19 protein-coding genes are annotated in these 15,223 nt (G+C 34.1%); all 19 read left to right on the forward strand.

Going from position 1 to position 15,223, the window contains the following annotated elements; translation table 11 throughout:
- Nucleotides 1-90: 90 nt before the first annotated feature.
- The 19 genes from rho to atpG all read left to right on the forward strand — a co-directional run bounded on the left by rho (nt 91) and on the right by atpG (nt 15,205).
- The gene (gene rho, locus LQ679_RS03935) at nt 91-1,407 is read left to right on the forward strand and encodes a transcription termination factor Rho (RefSeq protein ID WP_239762109.1); all 1,317 of its coding nucleotides are present in this window, start codon (nt 91-93) and stop codon (nt 1,405-1,407) included.
- 109 nt (nt 1,408-1,516) lie between these two features.
- The gene (locus LQ679_RS03940; protein ID WP_025904467.1) at nt 1,517-1,771 is read left to right on the forward strand and encodes a type B 50S ribosomal protein L31; all 255 of its coding nucleotides are present in this window, start codon (nt 1,517-1,519) and stop codon (nt 1,769-1,771) included.
- A 118-nt stretch (nt 1,772-1,889) separates the two neighbouring features.
- Nucleotides 1,890-2,489, forward strand: a complete 600-nt coding sequence (locus LQ679_RS03945) for a thymidine kinase (RefSeq protein ID WP_025904468.1) — start codon at nt 1,890-1,892, stop codon at nt 2,487-2,489.
- Nucleotides 2,482-3,558 carry a peptide chain release factor 1 gene (gene prfA, locus LQ679_RS03950; RefSeq protein ID WP_037589786.1) on the forward strand — a complete coding sequence of 359 codons (1,077 nt, stop codon included), beginning with the start codon at nt 2,482-2,484 and terminating at the stop codon, nt 3,556-3,558. The genes LQ679_RS03945 and prfA overlap by 8 nt, the downstream gene beginning before the upstream one ends.
- The gene (gene prmC / locus LQ679_RS03955) at nt 3,545-4,399 is read left to right on the forward strand and encodes a peptide chain release factor N(5)-glutamine methyltransferase (protein WP_239762110.1); all 855 of its coding nucleotides are present in this window, start codon (nt 3,545-3,547) and stop codon (nt 4,397-4,399) included. Before prfA ends, prmC begins: the two co-directional genes overlap by 14 nt.
- A gap of 90 nt (nt 4,400-4,489) precedes the next feature.
- Entirely contained in the window at nt 4,490-5,536 is a 1,047-nt protein-coding gene (locus tag LQ679_RS03960; RefSeq protein ID WP_239748192.1) for an L-threonylcarbamoyladenylate synthase, read from the forward strand.
- Nucleotides 5,533-5,949 carry a low molecular weight protein arginine phosphatase gene (locus tag LQ679_RS03965; protein WP_025904472.1) on the forward strand — a complete coding sequence of 139 codons (417 nt, stop codon included), beginning with the start codon at nt 5,533-5,535 and terminating at the stop codon, nt 5,947-5,949. Before LQ679_RS03960 ends, LQ679_RS03965 begins: the two co-directional genes overlap by 4 nt.
- Nucleotides 5,950-6,035: 86 nt before the next feature.
- Nucleotides 6,036-6,473: a ribose 5-phosphate isomerase B gene (gene rpiB, locus LQ679_RS03970; protein ID WP_204188458.1), complete on the forward strand. Its 438-nt coding sequence runs from the start codon at nt 6,036-6,038 to the stop codon at nt 6,471-6,473.
- Nucleotides 6,470-6,994, forward strand: a complete 525-nt coding sequence (locus tag LQ679_RS03975) for a TIGR01440 family protein (protein ID WP_048540920.1) — start codon at nt 6,470-6,472, stop codon at nt 6,992-6,994. The genes rpiB and LQ679_RS03975 overlap by 4 nt, the downstream gene beginning before the upstream one ends.
- Before the next feature lie 24 nt (nt 6,995-7,018).
- Nucleotides 7,019-8,260 carry a serine hydroxymethyltransferase gene (locus LQ679_RS03980; protein ID WP_025904475.1) on the forward strand — a complete coding sequence of 414 codons (1,242 nt, stop codon included), beginning with the start codon at nt 7,019-7,021 and terminating at the stop codon, nt 8,258-8,260.
- Between the two features lie 22 nt (nt 8,261-8,282).
- On the forward strand, nt 8,283-8,912 hold the full coding sequence (gene upp, locus LQ679_RS03985) for a uracil phosphoribosyltransferase (RefSeq protein ID WP_025904476.1): 630 nt from the start codon (nt 8,283-8,285) through the stop codon (nt 8,910-8,912).
- Nucleotides 8,913-8,934: 22 nt separating this feature from the next.
- The gene (wecB, locus tag LQ679_RS03990; RefSeq protein WP_037589782.1) at nt 8,935-10,071 is read left to right on the forward strand and encodes a non-hydrolyzing UDP-N-acetylglucosamine 2-epimerase; all 1,137 of its coding nucleotides are present in this window, start codon (nt 8,935-8,937) and stop codon (nt 10,069-10,071) included.
- A gap of 162 nt (nt 10,072-10,233) precedes the next feature.
- Nucleotides 10,234-10,584, forward strand: a complete 351-nt coding sequence (locus LQ679_RS03995; protein WP_025904478.1) for an ATP synthase subunit I — start codon at nt 10,234-10,236, stop codon at nt 10,582-10,584.
- 30 nt (nt 10,585-10,614) lie between these two features.
- The gene (gene atpB / locus LQ679_RS04000) at nt 10,615-11,337 is read left to right on the forward strand and encodes a F0F1 ATP synthase subunit A (protein WP_025904479.1); all 723 of its coding nucleotides are present in this window, start codon (nt 10,615-10,617) and stop codon (nt 11,335-11,337) included.
- 52 nt (nt 11,338-11,389) lie between these two features.
- A complete protein-coding gene (gene atpE / locus LQ679_RS04005; protein WP_016998905.1) occupies nt 11,390-11,608 on the forward strand; it encodes a F0F1 ATP synthase subunit C in 219 nt (72 codons plus the stop codon).
- Between the two features lie 99 nt (nt 11,609-11,707).
- Nucleotides 11,708-12,232: a F0F1 ATP synthase subunit B gene (locus tag LQ679_RS04010; RefSeq protein WP_048540915.1), complete on the forward strand. Its 525-nt coding sequence runs from the start codon at nt 11,708-11,710 to the stop codon at nt 12,230-12,232.
- A complete protein-coding gene (locus tag LQ679_RS04015) occupies nt 12,232-12,771 on the forward strand; it encodes a F0F1 ATP synthase subunit delta (protein WP_239748195.1) in 540 nt (179 codons plus the stop codon). Before LQ679_RS04010 ends, LQ679_RS04015 begins: the two co-directional genes overlap by 1 nt.
- A gap of 18 nt (nt 12,772-12,789) precedes the next feature.
- Nucleotides 12,790-14,304 (forward strand): F0F1 ATP synthase subunit alpha, encoded by a 1,515-nt coding sequence (atpA, locus tag LQ679_RS04020; protein ID WP_239762111.1) that lies wholly within the window; start codon nt 12,790-12,792, stop codon nt 14,302-14,304.
- A gap of 31 nt (nt 14,305-14,335) precedes the next feature.
- Nucleotides 14,336-15,205 (forward strand): ATP synthase F1 subunit gamma, encoded by an 870-nt coding sequence (gene atpG, locus LQ679_RS04025; RefSeq protein WP_037589780.1) that lies wholly within the window; start codon nt 14,336-14,338, stop codon nt 15,203-15,205.
- The last annotated feature ends 18 nt before the right edge of the window (nt 15,206-15,223 follow it).

A 15,223-nucleotide genomic window follows, 5' to 3' on the forward strand; every position in this document is an offset into this window, starting at 1 on the left:
GTCATCTTCATAAAAAAATGCTATAGTTTAAAGGCAGATTATAAATCTGATAAAAATGAATGAGATTTTTAAGAAATGGGTGTCATAAATATGGCTGAAAGAGTTAGAACAAGTCCTCAGTATGAATCGTTTCACGAATTATACAAGAACTATACAACTAAAGAATTAACATCAAAGGCAAAAGAACTAAGAATAACAAATTATAGTAAATTAAATAAAAAAGAACTTGTCTTAGCAATTATGGAAGCTCAAATGGAAAAAGACGGCAACTATTATATGGAAGGTATCTTAGATGATATTCAACCTGATGGTTATGGCTTTTTACGTACTGTTAACTATTCTAAAGGTGAAAAAGATATTTATATATCTGCTAGCCAAATTAGACGCTTTGAAATTAAAAAAGGTGACAAAGTAACTGGTAAAGTTAGAAAACCTAAAGAAAATGAAAAGTATTACGGATTGTTACAAGTTGACTTTGTAAATGATCAAAATGCAGAAGAAGTTAAAAAAAGACCACACTTTCAAGCGTTAACTCCTCTATACCCACAACAACGTATCCAATTAGAAACTACAAGTAAAAATTATTCAACTAGAATCATGGATTTAATTACGCCAATAGGTCTAGGACAGCGTGGAATGATTGTAGCACCACCTAAAGCTGGTAAGACATCATTACTTAAAGAAATTGCAAATGCTATCGCAATTAATCAACCAAAAGCGAAATTATTTGTATTATTAATTGGGGAACGTCCAGAAGAAGTAACGGATATTGAACGTTCTGTTGAACAAGCTGAAGTCGTTAACTCAACATTCGATGAGCCGCCAGAACATCATGTTAAAGTGGCTGAATTATTACTTGAAAGAGCTAAGCGTCTTGTTGAAATCGGTGAAGACGTCATTATCTTAATGGATTCATTAACAAGATTAGCTAGAGCATATAACTTAGTTGTACCACCAAGTGGTAGAACATTATCAGGTGGTTTAGATCCAGCGTCACTTCATAGACCTAAACATTTCTTCGGAGCTGCTAGAAATATTGAAGCGGGTGGAAGTTTAACAATATTAGCGACAGCATTAGTTGAAACAGGTTCTCGTATGGACGATATGATTTATGAAGAATTTAAAGGTACAGGTAACATGGAACTTCATTTAGATCGTAAATTGTCTGAGAAGAGAGTATTCCCTGCAATTGATATTAGAAGAAGTTCAACACGTAAAGAAGAATTGCTATTAGATAAAGAAGAACTTGAAATGATTTGGCAACTACGTAATTTATTTACTGATTCAAATGATTTCTCTAAAAGATTTATTAGAAAGTTAAAACGCACGGATTCTAATGAAGAATTCTTTGAAGTCTTAAGAAAATCTATGGTCGATAGTGCGAAGACTGGTAAACCAATTATATAAATTTAAGGTTGCATTTTAATTCTTCAACATATATAATATGTAAGTATTGAGTGAATAAGTCACAAATAAACTCTGTTCCAGATGGTTCAGGGCAAAGGAGCTGAAAAAAATGAAACAAGGAATTCATCCAGAGTATAATAAAGTTATCTTTTTAGATACAACTACAGACTTCAAATTCTTAAGTGGTTCAACACGTACTTCAAATGAAACTATGGAATGGGAAGATGGAAACGAATACCCAGTTATCCGTTTAGATATCTCTTCAGATTCACATCCATTCTATACAGGACGTCAAAAATTCGCATCTGCGGATGGTCGTGTGGAACGCTTCAACAAAAAATTTGGTTTCAAATCAAACAACTAATTATGAAGCGAATCAAGCATCCTTTTATAAAGGGTGCTTTTTTTTGTAAAAATTAATAAATAAGTAAAAATAATATGATATAATTAAGCGATTATGTTGAAAAAGGTGGATAAGTAATATGTACGAAAATTACCATTCCGGATGGATAGAATGTATTTGCGGAAGTATGTTTAGTGGTAAGTCTGAAGAGCTTATTAGACGTCTGAGAAGAGGTTTATATGCGAAACAAAATGTAAAAGTATTTAAGCCATCTATTGATAATCGATATAGTGAAGAAGCTGTAGTATCTCATAATGGAAATCAGCTTGATGCAATCAGCATAGAACATTCTAGTCAAATATTAAAATATGATTTACAAGGCATCGATATTATTGGAATAGATGAAGTCCAATTTTTTGATAATGAAATCGTAAGCGTAGCACAAAAGTTAGCAGAAGAAGGCTATCGTGTTGTTGTAGCTGGATTAGATATGGACTTTAAAGGTGTGCCATTTGAACCAATGCCTGAAATGATGGCAGTTGCAGAAATTGTAACAAAATTACAAGCGGTATGTGCAGTATGTGGATCTCCATCAAGTCGAACACAAAGACTTATAAATGGTGAACCAGCACATATTGATGACCCGATTATATTAGTTGGTGCAGACGAAAGTTATGAACCAAGATGTAGAGATCATCATATAATTAGAACTGAAATAAGGAGTGATATAAATGTTTGATCAATTAGAAATTGTTGAAAATAGATATGAACAATTAAATGAATTACTTAGTGATCCAGATGTCGTTTCGGATACAGACAAGCTAAGAAAATATTCAAAAGAACAATCTGACTTACAAAAGACAGTTGATGTATATAGAACTTATAAATCTGTTAAAGGTGACATTGAAGATGCGAAATTAATGTTAAACGAAACAACAGATAAAGAAGAACAAGATATGTTGAAAGAAGAAATTAACAGTCTTACTAAACGTGTACCTGAATTAGAATCTGAATTGAAATTCCTACTTATTCCTAAAGACCCTAACGATGATAAGAACGTTATTATGGAAATTCGTGGCGCAGCAGGTGGAGATGAAGCAGCTATTTTCGCAGGTGACTTATTCAGAATGTATTCAAGATTTGCTGAAGCACATGGCTACAAAATTGACGTCGTTGAAGAGAATATTAGTGACCATGGTGGCTACAAAGAAGTCAGCTTTTCAATTCAAGGAAACGGTGCATTCAGTAAACTTAAATATGAAAATGGCGCGCACCGTGTACAACGTGTACCAGAAACTGAATCAGGCGGACGTATTCATACTTCTACAGCAACAGTTGCAGTATTACCTGAAGCTGAAGATGTTGAAATTGATATTAGAACTGAAGATTTAAAAATTGAAACTTACCGTTCTAGTGGTTCTGGTGGTCAGCACGTCAATACGACAGACTCAGCTGTACGTATCACGCATTTACCAACTGGTATTGTTGCAACATCATCTGAAAAATCTCAAATTAAGAACCGTGAAAAAGCATTTAAAGTATTGAAAGCCAGAGTTTACGATATGATGGTTCAAGAAGAAAATGCTAAATACGCTGAAAAAAGAAAGTCAGCTGTTGGTACAGGAGATCGTTCAGAAAGAATTAGAACGTATAACTATCCTCAAAACAGAGTAACTGACCATCGTATTGGATTAACTTTACAAAAGTTAGATCAAATTATGGAAGGTAAAGTTGACGAAATTATCGATGCATTAACGTTGCATGAACAAACGGAAAAATTGGAAGAATTAAATAATGGCCAATTATAATTTTCAACAGTTACTAAATGAAACTTATGATGGATTATCAGCACGAGGGTTTGAAACCTCTCGTGCTGATTGGTTATTAGAGGATATTTCAGGCATGTCTAGAACGCAAATTGCCATGAATTTAAATCAAAATGTACCTGATAATATTTTAGATGCTTACTTAAAAAGTAGAGAACGTATGTATGAAGGTGAGCCTGTACAATATATTGCAGGTTTTGCAGAATTTTATGGTAGAAAGTTCAAAGTGAACCAACATGTATTAATACCGAGACCTGAAACAGAAGAACTTGTCTATCAAACATTACAAATGATTCAGAACGAGCAAGTAGTCGTATGTGATATAGGAACGGGTACAGGAGCTATCGCAATTACACTGAAAAAAGAGCGTCCTGATTTATCTGTTATCGCGACTGATATTAGTGAAGAAGCATTATTAATCGCTCAAACAAATGCATCGACACTTGAAGCACCGATAAAATTTCTAAAAGGTAAATCATTAGAACCACTAATTAAAAAAAATATTAAAGTGGATGTACTCGTCTCAAATCCACCGTATATTTCATATGCAGAACAAAAAGAAATGTCTAATACTGTCTTAAATTATGAACCACATTTGGCTTTATTTGCAGAAGATGATGGCTTAGCGATCTATAAAGATATTATTCTAAATTTAGAACATGTTATGTCGGATAATGGACTCGTCATTTTTGAAATTGGCCATTTACAAGGTGAACTATTAAAAGACTTTATTGAAACCCATTTGAATGTTGAACATGTAAAAATCATTCAAGATATAAATCAAAACAATCGTATGATACAATTTAATTGGAATAATCAATAGAAGTTATGCACATTTAACGGGAGTTATCCACGTTGTGTGGATAACTTTTGTTTTAATACAATAAATGCTTTAAAGAAGGGAAGAAATGCATTGGAAACAAATGTTTGGGATGTGCGTAAGTATGTTCATAACTTACAAAGTTATCCACAAATCGATGAGATTATTGCAGGATATCATCAAAATAAATTGATTGCTTTACCAACTGAAACGGTATATGGATTAGGCGCTAATGCAAAAGATGAAGAAGCGGTTAAAGAAATATATGTAGCAAAAGGTAGACCGTCTGATAATCCACTTATCGTACATATACATGATAAATCTCAATTAAATGACTTCACCCAAAATATATCTCAAGAAACTGAAATTTTAATGGATGCTTTTTGGCCAGGACCAATTTCATTTATTGTTCCTTACAAGTCAGGATTTTTAAGTGATCGCGTTACCGGTGGATTACAATCTGTTGCTGTACGCATGCCAAGTCATCATGTTGGTAGAGCAGTTCTACAATTAACGGATTTACCAATTGCGGCTCCAAGTGCAAACATTAGTGGACGTCCTTCGCCAACTAAATTTGAACATGTTAAACATGACTTGGATGAAAGAATATATGGCATCATTCAAGCAGAAGATATTGATGAAGGCATAGAAAGTACTGTATTAGATTGTACAAGTTATCCATTTAAAATTGCACGACCTGGTTCTATAACAATAGAGATGATTAATAAAGTTCTGCCAAACAGTGTCATTAACGAAAAGTTAGATTTGGAAAAACCAATTGCACCAGGTATGAAATATAAACATTATGCACCTTCGCAACCTGTAACATTAATAGAAGGTGGTATTACAAAACAAATGAGTTTGTCAGATAATACTTCTAAAAAGATAGCAGTAATAGGTCCTAAAAGTATTGAGCCATTAATCTCAGAACAAATGACTTTTATACCGCTTGGTAGAGATATTGCAGATATTAAAGGTGCTCATCATGATCTGTATGATGCTTTGCGAATAGCAGATCAACTCACAAATATTGATGAAATTTATATAAGTGGCTACGAAAGAAATGACGATACAATCGCATTAATGAATAGAATTGATAAAGCAAGTGGTCACAATATTAAAGGAGAAGATGAATTGTGAAAATAGTTTTTGTATGTACAGGCAACACTTGTAGAAGTCCTTTGGCTGAAGCGATAGCCAAAGATATTAAACCTGAATATAATATTCAATCTAGAGGCATTTCAGCTTTTGATGGGACACCAATATCTCCGCAATCAATGGAAATCATCTTTAAAAATGATTTGCCAATACCTGATACTGCTAAACAATTTTCTGAACAAGATTTAGATGCTGACATTATCTTAACTATGACTGAATCTCATAAAATGATTCTAGAATCGCAATTTACACATCACAACATTCATTCAATAAAACAATACGTAAGAGGCGAAAAAGGAGATGTTTCAGATCCCTTTGGGCAGTCACAAATCATTTATCAAAATACTTACGAAGAACTTCGAGCACTAATTGAAGATTTATTACAAAGTAATTAAGAATTCAAATAATTTGCAGAATTGCTATAACAGACATAGAAAATAAGTTATAATATTATAGTATAAACAAATTGGGAGGTGGGAAGATGAAAGTAGCTATTGCAGCAGACCATGGTGGCTATGAATACAAAGAAGCAATCAAACAATTACTTGATGAAATGAACATTGAATATAAAGATTTTGGTACACATAAAGGTGAGTCGGTAGATTATCCAGATTATGCAAGACCAGTATCTGAAAGTGTTGCTGATGGAACGTTTGATAAAGGAATTTTGATTTGTGGAACTGGAATTGGTATGTCTATCGCTTCAAATAAAGTAAAGGGGATTCGTTGTGCACTTGTGCATGATGTTTTTACTGCTGAAGTGACGAGACAACATAACGATTCTAATGTATTAGCAATGGGCCAACGTGTTATAGGTGAAGGTTTAGCACTTCTCATCGTCAAGACTTGGTTGACAAGTGAATTCGAAGGCGGTAGGCACCAAAGACGTATAGACAAGATTGAAGGCGGTTATTCATGAAAGAAGATTTAAAACAATTGTTGAATGAACTAAAGTCTATTGATTTTTTTAACAATCAAGAACTATGCATCATTGGGTGTTCAACTTCAGAAGTTAAAGGTTCAAAGATAGGTTCAGATGGTTCGATTGATGTTGCTAAGGTTATATATGAAAGTCTTGATTTTATACATAAAGAGACAGGTGTTCACTTTGCGTTTCAAGGTTGCGAACATATTAACCGAGCTATAACAATCGAGCGAGAAATATTTGATCCTTATACAATGACTGAAGTTTCTGTTGTACCACAAGCCAATGCTGGAGGTAGTTTGTCAACTTATGCATATCAACACATGAAAGACCCAATAGTTGTTGAACACATTCAATGCGATAAAGGTATTGATATTGGTCAGACACTAATTGGTATGCATTTAAAGCACGTCGCAGTACCTGTATCAATTGAAACTAAGCGCATTGGAGAAGCTATTGTTACAATAGCTAAGAGTCGTCCTAAATTAATAGGCGGCGAAAGAGCAAAGTATTAAATTCTTAAAAGTGAGGGATTGTACATGTCATTAATTAAAAAGCAAGACGAAGAACTTTTCAAAGCAATGGAAAAAGAGTTTGATAGACAAAATAATAATATCGAACTTATAGCATCAGAGAACTTTGTTTCTGAAACAGTAATGGAAGCACAAGGTTCTGTATTAACTAACAAATATGCAGAAGGTTACCCAGGTCGTCGTTATTATGGTGGCTGTGAATACGTTGATATCGTTGAAGATTTAGCGCGTGATAGAGCTAAACAACTTTTCGGTGGAGAACACGTAAATGTACAACCTCATTCAGGATCACAAGCAAATATGGCTGTATATTTTGTAGCTTTAGAACCGGGTGATACTGTACTTGGAATGAACTTAAGTCATGGTGGACATTTAACTCATGGAGCAAAAGTTAACTTCAGTGGTAAGTTATACAACTTTGTAGAGTATGGTGTTTCTGAAGAAAATGAACAAATTGACTATGAAGAAATCTTGAGAGTTGCAAAAGAAGCACAACCTAAATTAATCGTAGCAGGTGCTTCAGCTTATCCAAGACAAATTGATTTTAAGAAATTCAAAGAAATAGCAGATGAAGTTGGCGCTAAATTAATGGTTGATATGGCTCATATCGCTGGTTTAGTTGCAGCAGGTTTACATCAAAACCCTGTAGATTATGCAGACTTTGTAACAACGACAACACACAAAACATTAAGAGGACCAAGAGGCGGTATGATTTTCTGTAAAGAAGAATATGCTAAAGAAATTGATAAAACAATTTTCCCTGGTATTCAAGGTGGTCCATTAATGCATGTTATCGCTGGTAAGGCAGTTTCATTTGGTGAAGCATTACAACCAGAATTTAAGGAATATCAAAAACAAGTAATTAAGAATGCTCAAAAATTAGCAGCAACTCTAGAAGACGAAGGTTTAAGAATTGTATCAGGCGGTACTGATAATCATCTTATCTGTGTAGATGTTAAAGGTTCTCTTGGCATTACTGGTAAATTAGCTGAGAATGCTTTAGATGAAGTTGGTATTACATGTAACAAGAACACAATTCCATTTGATCAAGAAAAACCTTTCGTAACAAGTGGTATTCGTTTAGGTACACCAGCAGTAACATCTCGCGGATTTGATGAGGAAGCAGTTGAAGAAGTAGGTAGAATAATAGCACTTGTGCTTAAAAATCCAGAAGATGAACAAACATTAAAAGAAGCACATGAACGCGTATTATCACTAACTTCTAAGTTTCCACTTTACAACAAATAAATATTTATTGGAGGCTAGACTTATGGGTAAAGTACACGTTTTTGATCATCCATTAATTCAGCATAAGTTGAGTTATATTCGTGATCGTAAAACTGGCACTAAAGAGTTTAGAGAGCTTGTCGATGAAGTCGGTATGCTTATGGCGTATGAAGTTACGAGAGATTTTGAAACACAAGATGTTGAAATCGAAACACCCGTAACTAAAATGAACGCTCAAAGATTATCTGGTAAGAAATTAGCACTTATTCCTATTTTACGTGCTGGCCTTGGAATGACAGATGGTATTATGAAACTCGTTCCAGCTGCTAGAGTAGGACATGTAGGGTTATATCGTGATCCAGAAACTTTAGAAGCGGTAGAATATTTTGTGAAATTACCACAAGATATTGAAGAAAGAGAAATTATTGTAGTAGATCCTATGCTTGCTACAGGTGCATCAGCAATCGAAGCGATTCAATCATTGAAGAATCGTGGAGCAAATAAAATACGTTTTATGGGCTTAATTGCTGCACCTGAAGGGGTTAAAGCATTACAAGAAGCACATGAAGACGTAGATATTTATATTGCTGCATTAGACGAAAAATTAGATGACCATGCATACATTACACCTGGTTTAGGTGATGCAGGTGATCGATTATTTGGCACTAAATAGATAATAGGAGGATTTTATTACAATGAAGAAAATTATGACGATATTTGGTACGCGACCTGAAGCTATTAAAATGGCACCTTTAGTTTTAGAATTAAAAAATGATCCGGAGTTACAACCAATTGTTGTAGTAACAGCACAACATAGAGAAATGCTAGACTCAGTTCTAGAAACATTTGATATTACACCAGATTATGATTTAAATATTATGAAACAAGGGCAAACACTTTCAGAAGTAACATCAAGAGTATTAGGTGGACTTGAAAGTGTTATTCAAGAAGCTAAGCCAGATATGATATTGGTACATGGAGATACAACAACTACTTTTGCAGGCAGTTTAGCAGCATTCTACAATGAAGTTGCAATTGGCCATGTAGAAGCAGGGTTAAGAACTTGGAATAAATATTCTCCATTCCCAGAAGAAATGAATCGACAAATGACGGGGGTCCTTGCTGATTTACACTTCTCACCAACTGATCAGTCTAAACATAATTTACTTCAGGAAAATAAAAAAGACGAATCTATTGTTGTGACAGGTAATACAGCTATAGATGCGTTATCAACTACTGTAACTGACGATTATGAAAGTGAAATTATTAAACGTCACGAAGGTAAACGCATCGTGCTATTAACTGCGCATAGACGTGAAAACATTGGTAAACCGATGGAGAACATTTTTAAAGCTGTGAGACAAATTGTTGAAGAGCATGAAGATGTTGTTGTCGTTTATCCAATGCACAAAAATCCTAAGGTTAGAGAAATTGCTAACCAAATATTGAGTGATCATGATCGTATAGAATTGATTGAACCTTTAGAAGTAATAGATTTCCATAACTTTGCAGCTAATTCTCACTTGATCTTAACAGATTCAGGTGGTGTTCAAGAAGAAGCACCTTCATTAGGTAAACCAGTACTTGTCTTAAGAGATACGACTGAGAGACCTGAAGGCGTTGAAGCTGGAACATTAAAACTTGTAGGTGTAGAAGAAGAGAACATCTATAACGAAACTAAAGCGTTATTAAATGATCAATCATTATATGAAAAAATGAGTATCGCTCAAAACCCTTATGGGGATGGTCTCGCTTCTAAGAGAATATGTGAAAATATTAAATATTATTTTGATATTCTGAAAGAAGCACCGGAACCATTTAGAACAAAATAATTAAAGTGGTGGTTTGTGTCAATTCTGTGACAAAAAAATGACAAAAATTTGTTTTCTATTTTTGTCATAGCATTGACACTATAAGTCCACTATATTATCATGAAAATTGTGTGATGAAACGGTTTTCAAAGATATGCCACTTATCTAAGGAGTTTCAGCTGAATGTTTGATATAAAGGGCTTTTTTAAGTCTTATTTACAGTATTTTATTTTCTTTATTATTATTCTAGTTGTAGTGTATTTCTTCTTGAAACATGAGTTCGTTTTAGGACTTATTATTGGAACAATAGCATCAGCTGTTAACTTGTTTTCATGGGAAGTTTACCTCAATCGAGCTAAAAATGCTGAATCATTACAATTATCAACAGGAAACTGGGTCAGATATCTTGTGACAATCGTTGCTTGCTGTTTTTGGCTTAAATATCCACTAATCGTTGATATTATCGGGATTTTATTTGGTTTGATGATAGCATATGTATTAATTATGTTTAAATCACTGAAAAGTCTCGATTAAATAATTAAAATTGTGAAAAGAGGTGAAGATATGGAACACGAATCACCTATGTGGTCCATCAATTTGGGAGGATTTGATTTAGTATTCAATCTTTCAAGTATGTTAATGTTGTTAGTTTCTGCAGTTATCGTCTTTGTAATAGCTGTTGTCTGTACTAGGAATCTAAAAATTAGACCTACTGGTAAACAGAACTTTATTGAATGGGTATTTGACTTTGTAAAAGGTATTATCCAAAGCAATATGGCATGGAAAGACGGAGGAAGATTTCACTTCTTGGCGGTTACACTTATATTCTTCATATTTGTATCAAATATGCTAGGATTACCGTTCTCAATTGTTGTAGGACATACACTATGGTGGAAATCACCTACAGCAGATCCAACAGTAACATTAACGTTAGCAACATTGATGGTTCTTTTAACACATTACTATGGTGTTAAAATGCGTGGTACTGGCGCGTACTTGAAATCATTTGTACAACCAGTAGCATTTATGGTGCCATTCAAAATTGTTGAAGAATTTGCTTCAACATTAACGCTTGGTCTACGTTTATACGGTAATATATTCGCAGGTGAAGTATTACTTGGTTTATTAGCAACATTAGCAGCTGGAGGCGTTTTAGGCGCGTTCGGAGCAGTTTTACCAGCGATAGTATGGCAAGGATTCTCAATATTTATTGGTTCAATTCAGGCTTACATATTCGTAATGTTATCAATGGTTTATATGTCCCATAAAGTGGCAGACGATCATTAATATATAATTTAAAAAAACAATTAATATTTTTATTTCTAGGAGGAAAATTATAATGAGTTTAGGTGTATTAGCAGCAGCAATCGCGATTGGTTTAGCAGCATTAGGAGCAGGTATCGGTAACGGTCTTATCGTATCAAGAACAGTAGAAGGTGTTGCACGTCAACCAGAAGCACGTGGTCCATTAATGACAATCATGTTTATCGGTGTTGGTTTAGTTGAAGCCCTTCCTATCATTGCAGTAGTAGTAGCATTCATGGTAATGAATCGATAAGCTAAAATATTTTTAGAACAGGCGGAGTCTATCTAAAAAGGATTTCGCCATTCATTTATGAGATGTTATTCATCTTTAATTGCAGTGAAAGGAGTGTAGTTGGCAGTGGATCAAAACGTATTAGTTTTAGGAGCAGCAGGTGGCGGTGTCGAATGGGGAACAGTCTTATTTACATTGATCACATTTATTATCCTGCTTGCCTTATTAAAAAAGTTTGCTTGGGGACCATTAAAATCAATTATGGATGAGCGTGAGAACGCTATTAATAAAGATATTGATGATGCTCATGAAGCAAAAGTAAACGCTAAGAAATTAGAAGAAGAAAATAGAAATCTATTAAGAAAAACTCAAGAAGAAGTACAAACAATTCTTGATGATGCTAAACATCAAGCTAAAGTACAACAAGAGCAAATTATTAATGATGCAAATGTTAAAGCAAATGGCTTAGTACAATCAGCTCAAGCAGAAATTCAACAAGAGAAACAAAGAGCTATTGCAGATATTAATAATAGAGTTTCAGAACTTTCTGTATTAATTGCTTCTAAAGTAATCAATAAAGAAATCTCTGAACAAGATCAAAAAGACCTTGTTGAAAAATACATTAAAGAGGCAGGGGATAAATAATGGCGAATATTAGTCAGAAATATGCCCAAGCCTTATATGATGTAGCTGAAGCGCAAGATTTAACAGACAGCGTCTTAGATGAACTTACTCAAGTATCAGAAAGTGTTAAAGAACAAATTAGTGATTTAAAAGCAATTGATAACAATCCTAAATTAGCAAAAAACGACAGACAACAATTTGTTGACAATGTATTTAAAGGTGCTTCTAAACCTTTGTTAAACACATTATACCTACTTGCTAATAACAGTAAATTGTCACTAATTCCAGAAATTCATAAAGATTTTAGCAAAATATACAATCAGGTACATAGCCAAGATTTAATGAAAGTTGAATCTGTGTATCCTTTATCTAATGAAGAATTAGACGAAATTGGTAAAGCATTTATTAAAAGAACAGGTTTGAAAAAACTTATTTTAGAAAATCAAGTTAATGATTCTTTAATTGGTGGTATTCGTGTTTCCATAGGTACAAAAGTATACGATGGTTCCATTCAGAATGACTTAAATCAATTAGCAAAATCATTTCAACAAATGAAATAATATTAAGGAGTGACATAGATGGCCATTAAAGCTGAAGAAATCAGTGCTTTATTACGCTCTCAAATTGAAAACTATGAGTCAGAAATGTCAGTTACCGATGTTGGTACAGTTATCCAAGTCGGCGATGGTATTGCATTAGCTCATGGTTTAAATGACGTTATGGCTGGCGAACTATTAGAGTTCCATACTGGCGTTTTAGGGTTAGCACAAAACTTAGAAGAAAATAATGTAGGTATCGTAATTTTAGGACCTGCAGAAGGTATTAAAGAAGGCGACGAAGTTAAAAGAACTGGTCGTATTATGGAAGTACCTGTAGGGGAAGAATTAATTGGTCGTGTTGTAAATCCATTAGGTCAACCATTGGATGGACAAGGTCCAATCAATACACCTAAGACTCGTCCTGTAGAATCACCTGCAACAGGTGTTATGGATCGTAAATCAGTTGATGAACCATTACAAACTGGTATTAAAGCGATTGACGCATTAGTACCTATTGGACGTGGACAACGTGAGTTAATCATCGGTGACCGTCAAACTGGTAAAACAACAGTTGCGATTGATACAATTCTAAACCAAAAAGACGAAGATATGATTTGTATCTACGTTGCGATTGGTCAAAAAGAATCTACAGTTCGTACAGCGGTAGAAACTTTACGTAGACATGGTGCTTTAGATTATACAATCGTTGTATCTGCGTCAGCAGCTCAACCAGCGCCATTATTATACATTGCACCTTATGCTGGTGTAAGTATGGCTGAAGAATTCATGTTTAACGGTAAACATGTATTAATCGTTTATGATGATTTAACAAAACAAGCAGCAGCTTACCGTGAGTTATCATTATTACTTCGTCGTCCGCCAGGTCGTGAAGCTTACCCAGGTGACGTATTCTACTTACACAGTCGTTTATTAGAACGTGCTGCTAAATTAAATGATGACTTAGGTGGCGGTTCTATTACTGCATTACCATTTGTTGAAACTCAAGCAGGGGACATCTCAGCATACGTTCCAACAAACGTTATTTCAATTACTGACGGACAAATATTCTTACAATCAGACTTATTCTTCTCTGGTGTAAGACCTGCGATCAACGCTGGTTTATCTGTATCACGTGTAGGTGGTTCAGCTCAAATTAAAGCGATGAAAAAAGTAGCAGGTACATTACGTTTAGATTTAGCATCATACCGTGAGTTAGAATCATTCGCTCAATTTGGTTCAGATTTAGACCAAGCTACGAAAGCTAAATTAGAACGTGGTAAACGTACAGTAGAAGTACTTAAACAAGATCAAAACAAACCATTGACTGTAGATCGTCAAGTTGTTATTTTATATGCTTTAACTAAAGGTCATTTAGATGATATCCCAGTTGAAGATATTACACGATTCGAAGATGAATTCTTAAATTGGATTGATGCAAATGCAAGCGATCTATTTAAAGAAATTCGTGAAACAAAACAATTACCATCTGATGATAAATTTGTTTCAGCAATCGATGCATTCAAAAAAGTATTTAATAAATCTCATGTAGAGTAATATTAAGCTTTAAATAAAAGGTGGTGAAATTGTGGCTTCACTAAGAGAAATCAAAGGTAGAATTACTTCTACTCAAAAGACTAGTCAAATTACAAAAGCAATGAATATGGTTTCAAACTCTAAATTGCGTAAAGCAGAAGAGAATACGAAAGCATTTCAACCATATATGGATAAGATTCAAGATGCTGTAACAGCTATTGCTTCTAAGAGTACAGATGTTAATCATCCAATGCTTAAAACAAGACCTGTAAAACGTTCTGGTTACTTAGTTGTTACTTGTGATAAAGGACTTGCAGGACCATATAGTGCTAACATTTTGAAAAATGTCGTTAACGATATTAAAGAAAAACATAACAACAATAGTGACGAATACGGCATTATTGTTGTCGGACGAGTAGGCCGAGACTTCTTCAAAGCTAGAGGATATAACATCATTGAAGAGTATGTAGGTTTACCTGACCAACCAACATTTAAAAATGTACAAGCCTTAACTGAGAAAGCTGTAGACTTGTTTAATGAAGAATTTTATGATGAGTTAACAATTTACTACAGTCATTTCGTGAGTGTGCTTGAACAACAAGTTAAATCTAAAAAAATCTTACCATTATCTGATGAAGATACTGGAAAAGGTTCTAGTATGATGGCTGGTTATGAATTTGAACCAGATAAAGAAACGATTTTAAAAGTTATCTTACCGCAATATGCAATTAGTTTAATTTATGGTGCATTATTAGATGGTAAAGCTAGTGAACATGCATCAAGAATGACAGCTATGAAGAATGCAACAGATAACGCTTCAGAATTAATTGATGAATTATCATTACAATATAACAGAGCTCGTCAAGCTGCAATTACTCAACAAATTACTGAGATTGTAGGCGGAGCAGCTGCACTCGAATAATGATTAGGAGGAATTTAC

Source organism: Mammaliicoccus sp. I-M35, assembly GCF_022386455.1.
Lineage (GTDB): Bacteria > Bacillota > Bacilli > Staphylococcales > Staphylococcaceae > Mammaliicoccus > Mammaliicoccus sciuri_A.